The organism is Ferrovibrio sp., from assembly GCF_025869515.1.
Taxonomy (GTDB): Bacteria; Pseudomonadota; Alphaproteobacteria; order Ferrovibrionales; family Ferrovibrionaceae; genus Ferrovibrio.
In genome coordinates this window covers 68,771-85,188 of sequence record NZ_JAOZVR010000118.1, presented here as the reverse complement: position 1 = coordinate 85,188, position 16,418 = coordinate 68,771, and the positions used below count along the sequence as shown (strand labels likewise).

The window sequence follows — 16,418 nt, the reverse complement described above, 5'->3', positions numbered from 1 at the left end:
TGTTCAGCCATAAGTCATTGAAAATATTATAAATCCCATAAAATCGAGTGCTGATATTTGGAAATTTTCTGCCATTACAGTCAGAAAAATGGCTTTACTTGCATAAAAACAACTATAACTTCAGAAAACTGATAGGAAACAGCACAGATGCGTACGGCACATAGTCAGCTCAGCGCCCTCCGCTATCCGCTTGATCGGGCGATGGCAACGAAGGGCAATGTCCGGGTGCTCCGAGAGCTTATCCGGTACGAGAACCTGTCGGCGCCGAAATTGGTGGAAGTCACTGAACTGGCCAACGGCACGGTCCGCGAAGCTCTAAGCGTGCTGACCAAGCTGCGGCTGGTCGAAGCGATCGGCCATGGTCGCGCGGTGTTGTACCGGTTCAACAAGGCGCACCCCTTCGGGAAATTCATCCTCGACCTATTCACGGCTGAGGGGCACCGGATGGGCTCCATCCTCCAGATACTGCGTGAGGCAGGAGAAGAACTTGGTGATGCCGTCAAGTCAGTCTGGGTTTACGGAAGCGTCGCCCGACGGGAAGACGACCTGGACAGCGATATGGACATCGCGGTTGTCGCCGAGCCATCGGACATGAAGATGGTCACGGAGTATTTCACGCATATCCTCGAAAAGGGTTCTGAAGAGCTCTATTTCACTGCGGAACCCGTCTTTATCGACACCGACGACCTGCAAAAGCTGATCGAAATCGGCGACCCGTGGTGGTTGTCGGCATCCAAGGATGCCATCGCTGTTTACGGTGCGCGACCGAACGAACTGCTTTCTGAGTTCCGGGTACGCACCAAAAGCCGCGGGCCGCGCTAAAATGGCGCGCCTGGACTCCGTCGCCGACGCATCTCCAGACTGGGGACGCGCCCGCCTGCAGCTCGCCCACCAATATCGCGACCAAGCCAAGCAGCTGATCGACCTGAATGATACGGGAAGTGGCAACCCGGCGATGTCGCTCTGTGTCAGTGCTGCGATAGCCTACGTGGATGCCGTAACGGCCGTCGTCGGGCTGAAGAGGTCCACTGGCGAGCATGCCAGCGCGCTCAAGCTGCTTCGCGATGTGATGCGGAACAAGCTTGAAGACAAGGTCGGCAAGGCCTTCAACAAGCTTCTAAACCAGAAGTCAGAAGTGCAGTACGGCGTCAAAAGCTTCCAGTTCAACGACGCAGCTGAAGCCCACGCACTGGTCGTCACCATCGGGGAGTGGGCCGAGGGAATCCTTGCCGCCACCTGATTCAACGCCGGTATCCTCGCCTAGAGGCCATCGTTATTTGAAAATCGTCGACGCCATCTGCCGATGGGGCTCCATTATGCCTCGAAAGGACTCTCAGTGTACCTTTCGAGGCATAATGGCCACTCTGCCCGGTCGTTCGGACCCATATAGATTGGCCTGACGTTGCGGTCCTAATTGGTGTCCAAATCGCTGCGGTTATCGACAGATACGATTACAAACGCCACGTCTTCAGCCTCGTCATACTCAATGAAATCACCCCACTCATCAGCTTCTTCACGAGCGTTGTCAGTATAGATGTGGGAAATGAAATACTTGTCGGACGGGTCCATGTGGTGTTCAGCGTCGACATAGGCCAGATAACACATGCACATGACTAGGGAGATTTGGAGCTCCTCAGAATCGTCGCCACTCTCGATAAGGCCTTTGAGCATTTGCCAGACGTGCAATCGCGCTTCGACAGTGCCAATGCCCAGCTCTTGAATCTTAGGTGAGAAATGGGTCAGTGCCTTGTCGACATCATCCAGCGTCGTGATCAGCCGAATGTGGTCTTCTTTGTAGTGAATCAGGAACTCAATCTCGTCCTGTTCGTCAAGGAAGGCGCTAACTTCATCGACGTCTTCCTCATCTTCGTTGTCATTGTCCTGGTCGAACGCATACCACATGGTGCGCGCTTCCTTGGCGGCCTCAGGGGTGGCGAACTGCAATTCCAGTGAGAAGCCACCTGGAAGCGGTTCGTACAGGAAGAATGCGGCCACCTTGTCGCCATGAGCGGCGAGAACCTGGTTGACCTCGGATACGTATTTCTTATCCGAAAGGGCGGCGGTGAAATGCAGGGACGGGTCCCAGGTCTTGCCCTTCTTTTCCCATTCCGGCGCAGTGACGCCGTTTACAATCTTACTCACGTCAATCATTCGCTTCCCCAAATCGCCTGCTGTCCACGCCGATTCATCCCATCAGATGAATCGGCAAAGCCAATTTATCTGAGCAAAATCAGATGACAAAGCCTCGTCCGTATGCCGATGGCTCAGGACATATTCCCGTATTCAATTTTGTTGTGTTTTTGAAACTTGCACGGTGAGCGAGGATTGGGTCGAATCTGTTTCGCCGTTATCGGCCTCCCGATTCGATGACTTCGGTCAGTCTCCACGCTACGCGGGCTGCATCTGGCAGCCGGAGCGGCTGGGCTTTCCAGCTTTCGATGATGGAGGAGATCGACATGGAGAAATCCGTGGCGAGGCCGAAGGATGTTTTCGTTCGTGCTTATGAGCGGACGCGTAACAGGCGCCTAGAACGCGTCTGCTCTCATTTCCGTTCACGACCGCGACAACTGACTTTTGCCTTCATAACTCAGGAGTAGCGTCCCCGAGTGCCGATAACGGCACCATCGAGCGCCTACTGAAGCTCAATGGTGAGTCCGGAGTTTGGTAGAGGAATCCCCAAGGCAGGCTCGACGCCATGGTCGACGCGCAAGCCTTGCAGGACGACATTGGGGTCTAGGGCCTGTCCAATTAGTCTTTGGGATTCCGGGCGCGCCTCCTGCACACGTTTCGCTCGATACACGATAACCGCGCGGTGCTCTTCGATGGCGCGGCGAGCCAATGCTCGCATGTAGTACATATTGAACTGACCTTCAGCGAGCGTCTGATGCGCCGTGACGGGGACATCCGCCATGGTGAAGCCACCCTTGGGCTTCCGCTTCTGATACTGGCGGCGCAGCAGGCGGCCACCGCGGACTGCTGCGGCTAACGTGTCATCGGTGCCATTCTGGGCGGCGTCACGCAGCAGGCCGGGCCACTGCGCCTGGCCATCATCGTTGAGGTATCGGCTGAGATAAAGGTTGCCGCCATCCAGGTCGATTTCCTCGACCATCAGCGCGCGGGTACGGTCATCAAGATTTCTGAAATCCAGTCCCATGATACCCCCTAAAGTTATGTAGCCTCGTTACATGGAAATCTCGATGAGCTGCCCGCTGATAGGCATATGGACCAACAGGTTTGTGACTTTCTTGCCGGTGGCTGTCTCGACAGCATTTCTGTAAAGACCAAGCTGAGGGCCGAAGCTCAGGGCTTTGTTGTCGATGCTTTCGCCCGCTCCAGGGAATGACTTGTGGTCGACGATGGCATAGCCGCCCGGATGGTCGATGAGCAGGTCAATGCGACCCGAAACTAGTTGGTCGGCGAAATGTGCGGAGACTGGGGCCTCCTTGAGAACGGTCGCGCCAGGAATGGCTTTTAGCAGATGGGCATTCAGGGCATCGCTGGCCTTCAGGATGTCAGCGGCCTTGACCAGCTTCATACTCCAGCGGTCCAGGATGCTCTGGGCCACCTTTAGTCTGACGTCTGCTGGGGCCGACACGTCGTCCGCTGCCAGGATGGCATGTACGGCTTCGCCGACGATGGCCATGTCCGCATCGCCAACGATGGGAATGCGGTGGCCAATCTCGGTGCGGCTGACAATTTTGTAGGGCGCGGTTGCAATCTCGGTGCTAGGCGTCCTGAACAGTGGCTTGCGAACGACGACGTCGCGGCCTAGTCGGACATGCGTCTGCACTACAACTGGTGGCGCGGTCTCCTCGTCTCCAGGCACGGCAAGGGTGGCCACCTCGGCTTCGAATTTATGCGGCCCGGCGGAAATAGGTTCAGGAGCCTTCGGCAGGACGATGTAGTCAGCGGTACCGGTGCCGGTATCCAGAACTTTCAGCCAGTCAGCCCCATTCTTGGTGCTGGGCGCGAATACAGCGTAATCCCTGGCTCGCGTTACACCGACATACAGGAGGCGAGTTGCTTCCTGCCGAGCACGCAGCAATGCCAGTTTGCCCGCCTCGGAATTGGCTGCCGCTTCATCCAGGCCGACATTGTCCTTCTGCGTTCCGTACGGCCAGGGCCAGTAGCGAATCCAGCGTCCGGCCAGCGGGTTCATCCAGTCTAGTGTGCCGTCGGCCTCCGCGACCGGCTCGAACAGCCGGGGCTCCGGGTCCTTGTGCAGGCTGGACAGGATGACCAATGGCCATTCAAGGCCCTTGGCCTTGTGATAGGTCATCACGTTGACGGCGTCGGGCCGCAGGCTCTTCGGCCGTTTGGCTTCGGCTTCTTCAAATGTCAGGATTAGGCCAGACAGTGTCGCAGGGGCGCCTGAACCTGCGCACTCCGTCTCATAGGTCCTGGCGAACCCTCGCAGGGCTTCCAGGTCATCCAGGCGCGCACCATGGTTTCCCCAGCGCTCAATCCGGCTCAACAGCGGTGGCAGGGTAATGATGGCGTCGATCATCTCGGCCGGAGTCAGTTCCAGGATCTGCTGACGCAGGACTTCGAGCGCATCGGAAATCGGGTTCTCAGCCTTCAGGGCTGCATCCGGGTCGTCCGCGCCAACCGCCTGCAGCCAGCCGTCTGATTCCGGGTCGTCGGAGAAGAACCTGGCCATCTCCGCCAAAGCAAGCCGGTCGGATTGGTCAGCCACCCATCGGAGAGCCGCCATGGCCAATTCCACATGGGGAGTCTTGGACAACTCGTCGCGTTCAACTGCGACTGGAATGCCAATCGCGCTGAGAGCGGCTGCGGCTCGCTCCACTTCCTTGTTGGTGTGACACAGGATAGCGATATCGCCAATCCGCAATGGGCGGACAGCGCTCTTACGGGTGTCCACCGGCCAGTTTTCGAGGGCCTCAATGACGGACTTGACCGCATGAGCAAGCGCGGCGGCCTGTTTATCGTTGTTGCTGCCGGATACCCACCAGACATGCAGGGGTGGTCGTTTGAAGCCATCCTCCTTGCGGTCGGTGCCGGTGAAACGATGCTCCTCCGGCTTCAAGCCCATCGCGGCGAGCGAAGGCGAGAATGCTTCGTTGACGAAATCCACAATGCCCTTGCGGCTCCGATAAGACGTACGCAATGGGTCGTCGGGCTTAGTACCTTGACCGGCACCGAGGAATGCGGCTTGCGTCAGGGCGCTGTCGGCGTTGCGAAAACCGTAGATGGCCTGCATGGGGTCGCCGACCCAGGTGCTGGCTTCAACGATTTCGGCCAGGGACGTGAAGATTGCAATCTGAAGCGGGCTTGAGTCCTGGAATTCATCGACGAAGACGCGGTTGACCCGTTCGGCCAGGCGCTTGCGCATATCGGTGTCTGACAGGACGCGGAGCGCCAGCATTTCCTGGTCGGTGAAGTCAATCAGGCCGCGGGTCGCCTTGTATTCGTCGTAAGCAGCGAGAGAGTCTGCCGCGCAGGCGAATAGTGTTCGGATGAACGTCTCGCAATCCGCACGGAGCTGAGGGTGGCCGAAATGGTCGCTTGCGATGCCTTTGATGTCATCGACGGCCTTCTTGAAGCCTTCCACATCTTTGGTCTTCGCGTATTTCAGCTTGGACGCGCGAGCCCATTCGGGCCAACTGAGGGCGGCTTTGCGCTTCAGTTTGCCGCGAATTTTAATCAGCTCCTTAACGGTCTTCGTTCCGTCTCCACTGGTAATCGTGGCCGAGTGCTTCAGGGCTTCATTCACTGCAGCCGTAAGGTCGGCGGTGAGTTTTTCCGACGTCACGCCAGGCTGGGGTTTGGGCAACAGGTCCAGGAAGCCAGCCACGGACTTTTCCGCAGAGGACTGCAATCCCCCGGCATCAAGGCCATTGGAGCGAGCCAGGTCGATAATCCTCCTGAGTGTCGTCCGCCAGTCTGGGCGAGTAAGGTGCGGCGGATATGGGTCCGAGTAGCCGAATAGTTCCGCAATATGGTTCAGTACCGGGGCATGCTTGGAGATGGCTTCGCTGGCAGCCGTTGCCAGAATCCGGTTCACGCTGTCGTCGGAGATAACTTCGGCGCGCGGCGACCGGCCTAACTCGAACGCGTGCTCGGCGACAATCTGCCCACATACTGAATTGACAGTACCGAAGCGCGCGCCCAGCAGGCGAACCGCCTTGTCTTCCTGGTAAGTCTCGTAAAGCTCTGCGCGGGCTCGTTCGATAAGTTCGTCCGCGGCCTTCACGGTGAAAGTGGTCGCCATAATCTCTTCGGGCGGCCTTTCCTTCACCTCTGCTGCGATACGGCGCACGATGCGCGTGGTCTTACCTGCGCCAGCTGAGGCGGTGACGGTATTGATGTTGAGTTTGCTCATCTCAGCTACCCTTCGTGCTGACGCGGCACAGGCTGGTGTAGTCGCAGTATTTGCACGGCTTTTCGTCCGCAGGGATGCCAATGCTAGCCGGTGGCTCCGGGGCGCCTTCGATGCCGCCTGCAATTGCGTTCCCGGCGATGGCCTCGTCCCGCCAAGACTTCCAGGTAGCAATCAAGTCGAGCCAGGTCTGCGACAGGTCTTTGTCGACCTCGACCTCTTCCTCGGATACCAGGCCGCCTTCCTGACCAATCAGGCGACGCTGGTTCAGTAAATAGTAGGCCCCGTCGGCAGTACCTGCGGTCGAGGCATCCGCAATCGTGCCATAGGCGGCGAGCTGAATAGCCCGACCATCCGTAATTTCGGTCAGGCGACGTCGGGCGCTATGGCTCCATTTGAGGTCAATGACCCCAAGCACTCCCTCTGGATTCTTGACCAGCATGTCGAGACGCCCGGCGATTTTCAGGTCCCCAAGATCTGCAGCGCGGGGCAGTTCGGTTCCGACGACCTCAAGGCCTTTGCTCCTGAGGTAGTCGGCCAGATGGGCCAAGGAGCTCGGGACATGGACACGCGCGCGGATGAGTTCACCGGCGTGCTCAGGCTGATTAAGCGGTGCAGCAATGGCGTCCACAAGTTCATCGAAGATCCGGGCAACATCGGCTCTCATCTTGTCTTTGTCAGGCACGTTACCCGGTTTGAAGACGTGAGATGCGATTTCATGAGCCAGATTGCCGAGAAGCTGGTCGGTGTCCGGAATTTCGGCAAAGCGACCCGCTGACAGCCCAAGGACATTGGCGAGTAGCCAGCGCATCTGACAATTCACCAGGTTCTCCAGGCCGGTCGGGCTTTCCTCACGTTCCTTCACCTTGGCAATAGCAGCGGCTGGTAGTGTCCATGCTTTGCGCGATTTCGGCAGAGAGGCCGGAGGACTCAGTTGGCGCCCGAGATTCCGATTGGAGAGTTTAGTCGCCGTGCTGGCCAGGAGTTGCTCCGCCTGCCAGATTTCGCGGTGTTCTGAAGCTTTCAGAATGGGCATCAACTGGTGTGCCAGCGGATGGCTGGTGGTTTCGTCGCTTCCTGACAGCGATGGCCGGATCAGGAGCAGGCATTCCGAGGTCCGGAAGGCGGCGTTTACATAGGCAGCACTCACCTGACGGGCGATGTCGGCGGACGAAGCCAGCCTGCAACCAGCCTTTTCCAGCATTGCCAGCTCGTCCTTGCTCCAGGGCTCGGACGGCGGGCGAACGCGCTCACCAGGACCTGTGAAATTCCACCAGATGACGCGTTTTGCCGTCCCCCACAGCGCTGCTGGGTGCCTGATGCACCGCAGGCCACCGGATTGAGCGATGTGGTTGGGGTTCTCGGCACCTTCCGCCAGCACCTGCTCAATCATTCGCTCAAGCAGCAGGGCGGGAAGGCTCTCTCGGCCGATGACGGTGATGGCATCGACCAGAGCTGTTGCGGCGGCCGCAACGGAGAGCAGCAAAGGGTCATTCTTCGTGCTGTTTGTCGCGAATGCCCATTGAGAGACCCGGCTGGCGATCGCCTTGGCAGCTTCCGCAGGGATGCCTTCGTGGCGGTCATATTGGCCCACCGTTGTCCACTGCTGCCAGCGCTTCAGCTTCTTGGCTGCCCGCGCTTCCGCGTCGGCGTGACCTTTGGCTGCTTCCTTTTCAACCTGCCGAGCCTCAATTCTTTCCCATGCGGTCTTCCAGGCCTTGCCGCCGATGCCGGGCTCCTTGGACAAAGCGTAGGCCAATGTCCGTGCGGCGCCGAACCCAATCGGCGGCTTCGGCAACAATAGCAGGTCGAGCAGCGGCTTGGGATTGAATGGCTTCCAGATGGTAGCGAAAGCCAGGGGAAGGACCTGCAAGGCGCCGCGCCATGGTGACGATGCTGACTGGCCCAAAGCTGGCAGCCCGCGTGCGAGCAATGCACCATCCAACAGCGCTGTATCGCCGTCGGGAGCGAGAACGACAGTGTCGTTCAGGTCTGCCTCGGAGCCTGCTGCCAGCCACTCGGCGACCGCTTCGGCCGCCATCAGAGCTGTGTCAGCTTGAACGACCATAAATGAGCCGTCACCAACCACTGGGTCGATGGTTGCTTCTTTCAGGAACTTGCTGACCCTGGCGAGGTCGTTGCCCGTCGCCGCCACCTGGCCCACCGGCCGCTGGTTCAGAGTGACACCGCAGGCCGTCAGGGCTTTGAAAAGCTCATTGATATGCGGCGGCAAGCTTGAAGGTAGCTCAATAACCTCGATTTCAGTTAGCCGCAGGGTGGGCTTGGTAGCCAATGCGTGTTGAACAGCGACCAGTCGGTCGGCAAATCCCAAAGGCAACGGATTGCCTGCTGTCTCTGCGGCCGCGAGTTCATCCGCCCGGGGTGTGCCAATGGCGGTGCCAGCCCAGCCAGCCAATACCAGGTTATCACGCCAATGAAGCAGGCGCTCCGCAGTCGCCCATGGATCTCTGCTGAATGAGGCGGCAAAGAACGCGGTCTTCCGTTCGGCTAGAGCCATATGCAGCTTCGCCGCATAAGCAGCGATACGCACAGCTTCGGATTTGGTGGGACCAGAGAGGCCCAGTTGAATTTCCAGCAATCCTACGAGCCCGCGAGGGCCGACGACTTCCTCATCCAGGACACCGGGGCCGGGCCCGGGAAAATCAGGATACACACGGCTATCCGCTTCCAGTCCAAAGACCAGCTTCATACGTCCTCCCTCGGGCCAGCAAATGCCGGTCCTGTGGTTGCGCACTGATATGTGTTGCGACCCACCCCTGGGCCGTCGGCCTGTGAAGACAGGTTATTGGCGTGTCGGAGATCCGACAAGCCTGCCTTCGATTCGCCTACGGTGTTATGCATGTGCGCAATCATCGCTATTCATCCGTGCACGCCATTCTCATTCCGTTTCGCCATCCCCGATTGGCTCATCCAGGTCGATATCAATCTCTTCAATTGGTCCAACCAACAGCTCGATGCGTTCCATGAACTCCTGGGTAATCGGCACCAGTAGCGCAGAATGCACCGACCGATATCGCTCCAGGAAAGCCTGCAGCGCGGCCATGTCGGCGTCGCCAGCGTCAATCCGAGCTGCCAGGTCCAGCTCTGCATCGATTGCAGGCGAATAGCGTTCCAGGGCCGTGACCACGACCTCATCCGGATTGGCGTGTCGCCCAGTCAGAACCACTTCTTCGACGAAGGCATCCAGTTCGGCGGCGAGCTCAATAGTCCGAACGTGCATTTCGACTATTCTTCCTCTTGCTTGTTCTCTGTAATCTCGTAGGTGGCGTGGCCAATCTTCTCGCCGCCCATCAGTACCTCGAACTCGTAGGTCTCCTTCCGCCTCCTGGCTTTACGGCGAACAATTTCTGCAACCTTCGTGAAGTCATCAATGGCGCTGCGGATTGCCCATCTCTCGTCCACCGCCGTACGCCGGAAAATCAGCTCAATCTGTCCGGCTGAGACGGCGCCGACCGTCGCGTCCTGGCAGTCGGCACGAATCCAGGCATCGACATAGGCCTGGGCCTCCAGTGCCCTGGGTGGCAGCTTCACAATCAGTGTGAATTCATAGATTAGCATTTCGCTACCTCACCAGTATTTCGTCGGCCGGTCGGGATACATCTCCAGGATCTTCACCAGAGCCCACAGGGTCGATGTCGGCGTGTTCCGGATCTGACCGCGGAGAATTCGAAGAATCTGCTCTTCATTGAAAAAGCCCGCGATACCAGAGTTAGTGACCGCCGTTGCAATGCCCTTGTAGTCAAGGCCTGTCGCTTCGGCTGCAAAGCGAATGCGGCCCACCAGCACGAAGCGTTCCTTCGATATGGCCGGGTCGGGGTAGCCATGGTCTTTCAGAAAGGAGCCGCTACCCAGAACGGGCGGCGTGTTCTCAAGGACGTCATCGAGCCCGTTGGCGTCTTCTGCGACCGCTCGCAGGGCCTCCCGATTTCGTTCAATGCTCTTCTTCAACTCCTGGACATCCTGCATCTTTACCGATCGTTCTTCCGGAACCAGCCGGAACGGCAGTTCGCCGTTTTTCATCTTCTGGATGAGCACCGCCATCGATAGCCCTAGGATTGCGGCTGCTTCCGCCATCGGGATTTCATTGTCGTCGCCTTTGTGGTCTGAGTCGGTGGTCATTCGGGCGTCCTCCGCGGCTTCCGGCTTCTCGCCGCCTTTTTGGATGGCCTTGGCTTCCGACTCTTCTTTCGGGCGGGCGCACAGAGCTTCTCGAACTCCATCATCTTTTCGTCGGAGATACAGCCGATGGAATGCAGATCCCTCATCGTCAGCAGGACTGACCGCCAGACTTTACTCATCAGTTCGGCTCCACCTGCGTCGCCTCGGATTCCCGCGCATTCAGCACGCCTTCCAGAAACCGCTTCAGCGCTCGTACAGAGCCGCCATCCCACACTGCCCACAGGGCTTCCAACTCCGCCCAGGACAGTGGCCGCGCCCATTCGGACCGCATGCCACGTTCGATAACGATTTCGGCCAGCAGCGTGCGTGCGAGTGTCTCAAGGTGGTCGGCCGCAGGTTCGCCAAAGCGCAGAATGCGGAAGCGGTCGCGCAGCACTTCGGGGATGTCACCTACATCGTTTGCGGTGCCCATCCACAGCACGCCGGAAAGGTTCAGCGGCGCCTGCACATACGGGTCGTACCAACACCTGGCAGACTCAGGTTCCGTCATCGCCAACAAAGCATCGAACAACGAGCCGTTTGTCCGGTTGGTCGATGCCTTCTCGATTTCATCGAGGACCACGGCCGGACTAGCCGTCATGGAGCTGCGGAACAGCGTCAGGGGAAGCGATGGCCCACCCGATGACCATTGGCGGGCCGTGCCGGAAAACGTGGAATCCGCAACGCCACCGCAGTTGAAGGTCCGAAACGGCACATTCAGCAATGTATAGAGCCGATGGCAGTAGCGCGATTTTCCGGAACCGGGCTCGCCGACCAGGATTGTCGGCCGGTGATGGATGTAGGGCTTGGCGCCGATATCCCCGATTAGCGTGTTCGTCACCGAGCTTGCCCACGGAAACTGCGCGACAAGGGTTTCCCGCACCTTCTGCAGGTCGACGCACGGTACGAGCGGCAGCGGGCGCTTCAGGATGGCCTTGAACTCATCAGAAATCTTCTTGCCGACGGTCATGTCAGAATTGGCGACTTCCGCCAGCACCGTCAGGAAGCCAGGTTCATCGAGTTTCGGCTCGGATTTTTTTTCCTCATTCGTCGTATCGCTAATCGCAGGCTTGACCGGTGTAGCCCGCAGCCCGTCCCAGAACGAGTAAGCCGCTTCCAATACGTTCTCGCCCAGTTGTTCGATGCCGGGCAGATTGTCGGCCGGGAAAGGCCGGTAGTGCGCCATGTGGTGCCAGCCAATGGCAGCCTTCAGGTACTGAAAAGTATCGAGCCGCCGTGCCGTCTCGATGGCCCGCCACAGGCATTCCTTCAAGACCGTTTCCATCGCAGGCGGATGCTCCAGCGACGCTGCATAAATCTCCAAGCGCGTCAGGTAGGCGGCGGAAGTCTTGGGGCCGAGCACGTTGCTGCCGTGCTTCTTCAACAGAGCGCGCATTTCGAGCAGATCTTCCAGACCGGCACCTTCGAGCGCCAAGTTCTGGAAGGCAGCTTTCAAATCTTTCGCGCCGCGCGTGTTGCTGCGGACCCTGCGCGCCGCGATGTCTGCAAACATTCGCAGGTCCCAATGCAGGTCGCCGCCCATGTACCCGCTGGCTCGCAACAATTCCTTGGTAGTTGGCAGAGACTTGCCGTCATCAATGTTGCGGCGGCGCGTGCGCAGGCGCTCGATTTCCCGCTTTGCATCAACAGGGGTGAGCATGGCTACCTCGTCCACTGGTCCGGAGGCACTGGCTAGACCTCGATGATTTTGGCCGCATCGAAGCCTCCCGTGTTTTCCTTGGGATATCCGCGCTGATTACTGACAAAACGGGTTCCATCAATGGTGACGTCAAGGCACCAGTGGTGATGGCCGAACAGCCATGCATTTGGCCTGTAGTGCGCAATCAGGTCCTCCAGCTCTGCATGGAAGGCTCTTGTTAGGTTGGTGACCTTATATTGGGGATTCAGCAGTTCCTGGCGCATGCTGGGGGCGTGGTGGGTCACGACGACTGTCTTGCCGCCCCAAGGTGTGGAGAGCTGCTTGTCCAGCCATGCGACTGAGTCTTTGTGGAGCTGCTTGGTATCGCGCGGTTGAAGATGCCTTCCGCGGTACCCAATGGTGCGGAAGTCATTCAGCATGGGTGGATTGTTGTCGAAGTCTGTCCACAGCGTCGTGAACAGGAAACGGATTCCAAACCTGTTCTCGTTCAGAACGGTGTTGTCTGCGAAAACAGCCCGACCGGCGCGCTCTGATAACGCCAGTGTCACCCACTCGATTGTCGAGCCGTAGAATTCATGGTTGCCCGGTAGAAAGACGACGGGCGCCTCAAGGTAGCGGGCCACGGCGTTCGCATATCGCCGTGTCGCGGTACCCAGCGCGATGTCGCCTGCCAAGATGACCATATCGGGCCGAGCCGCCTTCAAGGAATGAAGGTCAGGTCCCAGCATGTATTTGCGCCCATAGAAGTCCTTCGCGGCGTGGGCGGGGTGGGTCGGCTCAGGAAGCAGTCGGATACCGTCCGAGACTTCCTCGAATTCCAGATGGAGGTCGCTCATAAGCGCAATCTTCATGTTGCGGTTCGGCATCGCGCTCACCTTGTCTTCAGGTCGAGGGCGCGGTTCAGGCGGTAGAAGCCGTTCAGAGCTCTTACCCAGCCGCGGTCCCAGTTCGCGACCCACAACTCGCTGGTCTTCACGACTGAGCTGTGCGGTCCGGCTTCGACCAGGTGGCCGGTCAGGCACGGTAGAACGCGTTTGCTCAGGACGACGTGGTCGAGCACAGGCGCCGTCGCCAGGCCGGGCGGCTGATGGCCTGCCTGGATGGCTTTCAGGTCACGCCCCAGCGCATCGACTAGGGCAATAGCGTGCTGAAGGTCGCCATTCATCTGGCGATCGAGCGAAATCATGACGGTTACCTCTGGTTAGGTCAGAACGACGGCGCGATGGTCAGCGCCGTATTCGACCTCCGAGGCGTTTGCTGGAGGGTGCAGCAATCATTACAGGCCCCCGGTGTCGATGCTGAAGCCTGGTGGGGACCTGTCGGCGTGGGGATTGCCGAGAAGTTGGTACCAGCGGCTATATGTGCGTGCCCAGCCGAGCTCAGGCGCGAACACCCATAGGTCGCTTGTGGTAGCCGTAGGGCCCTCGATGCGGGGATGGCCTGCGATCCTCCCCTTCAGGCAGTACATTGGGCGGAGATCTACCCAGTAGTTCGAGAGACTGGGAGCACGGTGCAGATCTGTGCGCGTCGGCTGCTGGTCCTGCGCAAGCCGTTCGAGGTCGTCGGCAAGGGCGCGCAGTTTGCGCACGTCGTCTTCAACTGGCCTGTTCAGGCCGTCCTTCGAGAAGCGGTACATGGGAATGTCCCTGAGATGAGGTTGCGCTGTACCCGCTGGCGAAATTCCAGGGGGCGATGCCGGTATGCGCAGTCTCAGGGTCGGACAGAGTATGGGCCGCGGGTCCGAGACTGGCTCAGACGGCTATTCGGCCGAGGTGGCGGCACCGGGAGATATGGGTACGCTCTGTGTCCATGAAGAGAACAAAAACAGAAATCAGGGCGCCCGTCAATGGGTATTTCAGCGGCCCGTCATTTTGTCTGTAACCGTTTGGAATTCCAGCCGTCTAACGAAAGGCCAAACAAACAGGAGATCCACATGGCAATCGCGACGGTGTTTAGAGTCTTCCTTCCCACCTATATGGGGTTCGGTTCCGGCCTGACCTCATACACTCTTATGCCCTTCGGCGTCGTCACCTCTTGGTGGACGGTTATTCAGGTCGGTCTGCTTGCCGCAACCGGCATGTTCGTTCTCTGGCGGTACCTGGAATGGCGGTATCGCCCCTTCGACTGAGCGGCCTACGCTGCACTAGACGCAGAGGGGTCCGATGTTGAACCATTCGACGGCAGGCAGGGTATCTGACGTCGAATGGCAAAACTGGGGGAATGGGCAGGCACACTGCCGTCTGAAGCTCGGCGTGACCTTCACGAAGGTCTGGGCGACGGCCGTGTCGAAATCGTCTTCGGGAAGCTTCCCGACGGAACGATGGTTCATGTCCAAAACGTGGAACGCGGCAAGAAGTGCAACTGCGTTTGCGCTGCCTGCGATCGGCCACTGGTTGCCTATAAACGGCCACCGATGGCTCTGCATTTCAAACACGCTGCCGAAGAAAAGAAGGGGTGCAAGACTGGTCCGGAGACCAACATGCACTTCTACGCCAAACAGCTCGTCCACAGGAAGAAGCGGCTTTTCGTTCCCGCTTTGGATGTCGAATACGACGGTGTCAGAAAGTTGGTCAGCAAGGGCCAGGTAGTCGACTTCGACACCTCCGATTTAGAGCCTAACCTCAAAGAGATTGTCCCCGACGTCCTGCTTACCAAGCAGGGTCGACAGTTGTACGTCGAGATATCGGTCACGCATCCCTGTGATGACGCGAAGATTGAGGAAATTCGAAAGCGGAACGTCTCAACTCTGGAAATCTATCTCGGGAATTATCCGCTCCCCGAAGATACGACTGATCTGGACAAGGTCATTCTGGAACATGCTCAGCGCCGCTGGGTCTTCCACCGAAAGGAAGACGAAGAAATCAAGGCACTGAAGCAGAAGGTTGAGGACGAAAAGGCCGCCGCTGAAGCCAGGAGGCGGAGCCGTATTATTCAGCCTATCCTCAAGCTGCCCAATCGAAACCAGGACGATTGGAAGCTCAGTCCCTATTACAGGAAGTGTGCTGACGACGGCCTGGAGAATTACGTCGGCCTTCGGATGAGAGCTGACTACTGCTTCCGGGCATCCACGAAGTTGTGGCAGTCCATGCTGCTGAGCGAATGGATTGTTCCCAATGCTGTTGGGATGCGCCAATACTACAACATTGACCTATTCCAGGCCTGCCGCTGGCTTACTGAACAGCGAGCCATCCAGTCCGGATTGATGTTTGCCCCCAGCGATGACGACCTGGCCATACTCAGGTCGGAGCGACCGGACTACCGGCCGCCGATGGAGGTGGTTGTCGAATATCTGCGGGCATTGGCCAAATCGGGTCTCGTCGCCGAGGTTGGCGGCCATAAAAAGGTCTGGGCTGCCACGAATAAGCTTTCCTCAATGGTGGAGAGAGCCAGAGAAGGCCGAAAGCGTCGCGACTTTAATCTGGAGTTTTTCGACCAGGAAATTGAGAAAATCCGGCCAGCCGTGCTTAAGGAAAAGCGCTATTTCGACTTCGACGACTGGGTTCACTGGAAGCAGGATGGTTTCGGCGTATCCTTCCACGATGCCCTACATAACGGCACCAAAGCGGACAGCATGCTATCTGCACTGCAGGAAGTCGCCCGTATGGTCGAACGACGAAGCCAGGTCGCTGACAATCTGTTGATGCTGCCATTGCAGCGGACTGCCAAGGCCATCGGCGATGAAATCGAAGGCCGCCGAAAGAAGGCCGAGCAAGAGCGGCTGGAACGCGAACGGCAGACAGAGCTGGAGCGGATTGAGAAAGCGCGGTTGGCAGCGGAGGAGCGAGTTGCCTATGTGACCGATTGTGCCGCGAAGCGGCTCACTGATGCCGCGACCTGGCTGCAGGAGAAGCGGAAAAAGTTCGGCGGCAAGTCCGCTCTGGAGCTTGCGGCTGAGGGCTACGAGGGACGCCATACGGTCGAGCGCGAAATTGAGTGGCTCTACTATGAACAGAAGCGCCGCGAAAACGAGGAATATCAGCGCGAGCAGACGGCAAGGCACTTCCGGGATTTACTCGAAAAAGCTGCGAGAGTGGTCTACAGCCCTGAACGTCTGCCGTGGTTCCTTAATTCGAGGCACACCGAGTTCGGAATGTCGCCCATGGAGTATTGTGTGAATCAGTATGCATATGACAGGTGTCTATTGCTGCTGAAGAAGGCGAAGGGCAAAGAGAAGCGGTATTGATACCCAGTATCCCCGCTTCGCTAGATGGTCAGTGCCAAATTTATCCGTCCACCATA

At 58.4% G+C, this 16,418-nt stretch carries 14 protein-coding genes and 2 pseudogenes; 4 read left to right on the top strand and 12 right to left on the bottom strand.

Translation table 11 applies throughout. The features are described 5' to 3' along the window. Positions 1–147 precede the first annotated feature (147 nt). Both OJJ21_RS22270 and OJJ21_RS22265 read left to right on the top strand, forming a co-directional pair. A complete protein-coding gene (locus tag OJJ21_RS22270; protein WP_297690001.1) occupies positions 148–822 on the top strand; it encodes a nucleotidyltransferase domain-containing protein in 675 nt (224 codons plus the stop codon). A gap of 1 nt (position 823) precedes the next feature. Continuing rightward, positions 824–1,240: a hypothetical protein gene (locus OJJ21_RS22265; protein ID WP_297690000.1), complete on the top strand. Its 417-nt coding sequence runs from the start codon at positions 824–826 to the stop codon at positions 1,238–1,240. 170 nt (positions 1,241–1,410) lie between these two features. Here the strand turns inward: OJJ21_RS22265 and OJJ21_RS22260 are convergent, their stop codons facing one another. The 12 genes and pseudogenes from OJJ21_RS22260 to OJJ21_RS22210 form a co-directional block, all read right to left on the bottom strand. Then, entirely contained in the window at positions 1,411–2,151 is a 741-nt protein-coding gene (locus OJJ21_RS22260) for a hypothetical protein (protein WP_297689998.1), read from the bottom strand. A gap of 481 nt (positions 2,152–2,632) precedes the next feature. Continuing rightward, complete coding sequence (locus tag OJJ21_RS22255) at positions 2,633–3,154, bottom strand: hypothetical protein (RefSeq protein ID WP_297689996.1); 522 nt, start codon at positions 3,152–3,154, stop codon at positions 2,633–2,635. Positions 3,155–3,181: 27 nt separating this feature from the next. Then, a pseudogene (locus OJJ21_RS24435) lies at positions 3,182–4,414 on the bottom strand (3'-5' exonuclease); the annotation flags it as partial. Between the two features lie 780 nt (positions 4,415–5,194). Continuing rightward, a pseudogene (locus OJJ21_RS24430) lies at positions 5,195–6,343 on the bottom strand (UvrD-helicase domain-containing protein); the annotation flags it as partial. A gap of 1 nt (position 6,344) precedes the next feature. After that, positions 6,345–9,050 carry a PD-(D/E)XK nuclease family protein gene (locus OJJ21_RS22245; protein ID WP_297689993.1) on the bottom strand — a complete coding sequence of 902 codons (2,706 nt, stop codon included), beginning with the start codon at positions 9,048–9,050 and terminating at the stop codon, positions 6,345–6,347. 189 nt (positions 9,051–9,239) lie between these two features. After that, on the bottom strand, positions 9,240–9,581 hold the full coding sequence (locus tag OJJ21_RS22240; RefSeq protein WP_297689991.1) for a hypothetical protein: 342 nt from the start codon (positions 9,579–9,581) through the stop codon (positions 9,240–9,242). 5 nt (positions 9,582–9,586) lie between these two features. Beyond that, positions 9,587–9,919 carry a hypothetical protein gene (locus OJJ21_RS22235; RefSeq protein WP_297689989.1) on the bottom strand — a complete coding sequence of 111 codons (333 nt, stop codon included), beginning with the start codon at positions 9,917–9,919 and terminating at the stop codon, positions 9,587–9,589. 9 nt (positions 9,920–9,928) lie between these two features. Next, positions 9,929–10,480, bottom strand: coding sequence for a hypothetical protein (locus OJJ21_RS22230; protein ID WP_297689988.1), 552 nt, complete (start codon positions 10,478–10,480; stop codon positions 9,929–9,931). Between the two features lie 178 nt (positions 10,481–10,658). Then, the gene (locus OJJ21_RS22225) at positions 10,659–12,179 is read right to left on the bottom strand and encodes an AAA family ATPase (protein WP_297689986.1); all 1,521 of its coding nucleotides are present in this window, start codon (positions 12,177–12,179) and stop codon (positions 10,659–10,661) included. A 32-nt stretch (positions 12,180–12,211) separates the two neighbouring features. Continuing rightward, complete coding sequence (locus tag OJJ21_RS22220) at positions 12,212–13,045, bottom strand: metallophosphoesterase (protein ID WP_297689984.1); 834 nt, start codon at positions 13,043–13,045, stop codon at positions 12,212–12,214. Positions 13,046–13,050: 5 nt separating this feature from the next. Beyond that, positions 13,051–13,365: a hypothetical protein gene (locus OJJ21_RS22215; protein WP_297689982.1), complete on the bottom strand. Its 315-nt coding sequence runs from the start codon at positions 13,363–13,365 to the stop codon at positions 13,051–13,053. Positions 13,366–13,455: 90 nt separating this feature from the next. After that, positions 13,456–13,815, bottom strand: coding sequence for a DUF6634 family protein (locus OJJ21_RS22210; RefSeq protein ID WP_297689980.1), 360 nt, complete (start codon positions 13,813–13,815; stop codon positions 13,456–13,458). A 297-nt stretch (positions 13,816–14,112) separates the two neighbouring features. On the opposite strand from OJJ21_RS22210, the gene OJJ21_RS22205 reads away from it, so the two are divergent. Together OJJ21_RS22205 and OJJ21_RS22200 are read left to right on the top strand one after the other, a co-directional pair. Next, entirely contained in the window at positions 14,113–14,307 is a 195-nt protein-coding gene (locus OJJ21_RS22205) for a hypothetical protein (RefSeq protein ID WP_297689979.1), read from the top strand. Positions 14,308–14,382: 75 nt separating this feature from the next. After that, complete coding sequence (locus tag OJJ21_RS22200) at positions 14,383–16,362, top strand: hypothetical protein (protein ID WP_297689978.1); 1,980 nt, start codon at positions 14,383–14,385, stop codon at positions 16,360–16,362. The last annotated feature ends 56 nt before the right edge of the window (positions 16,363–16,418 follow it).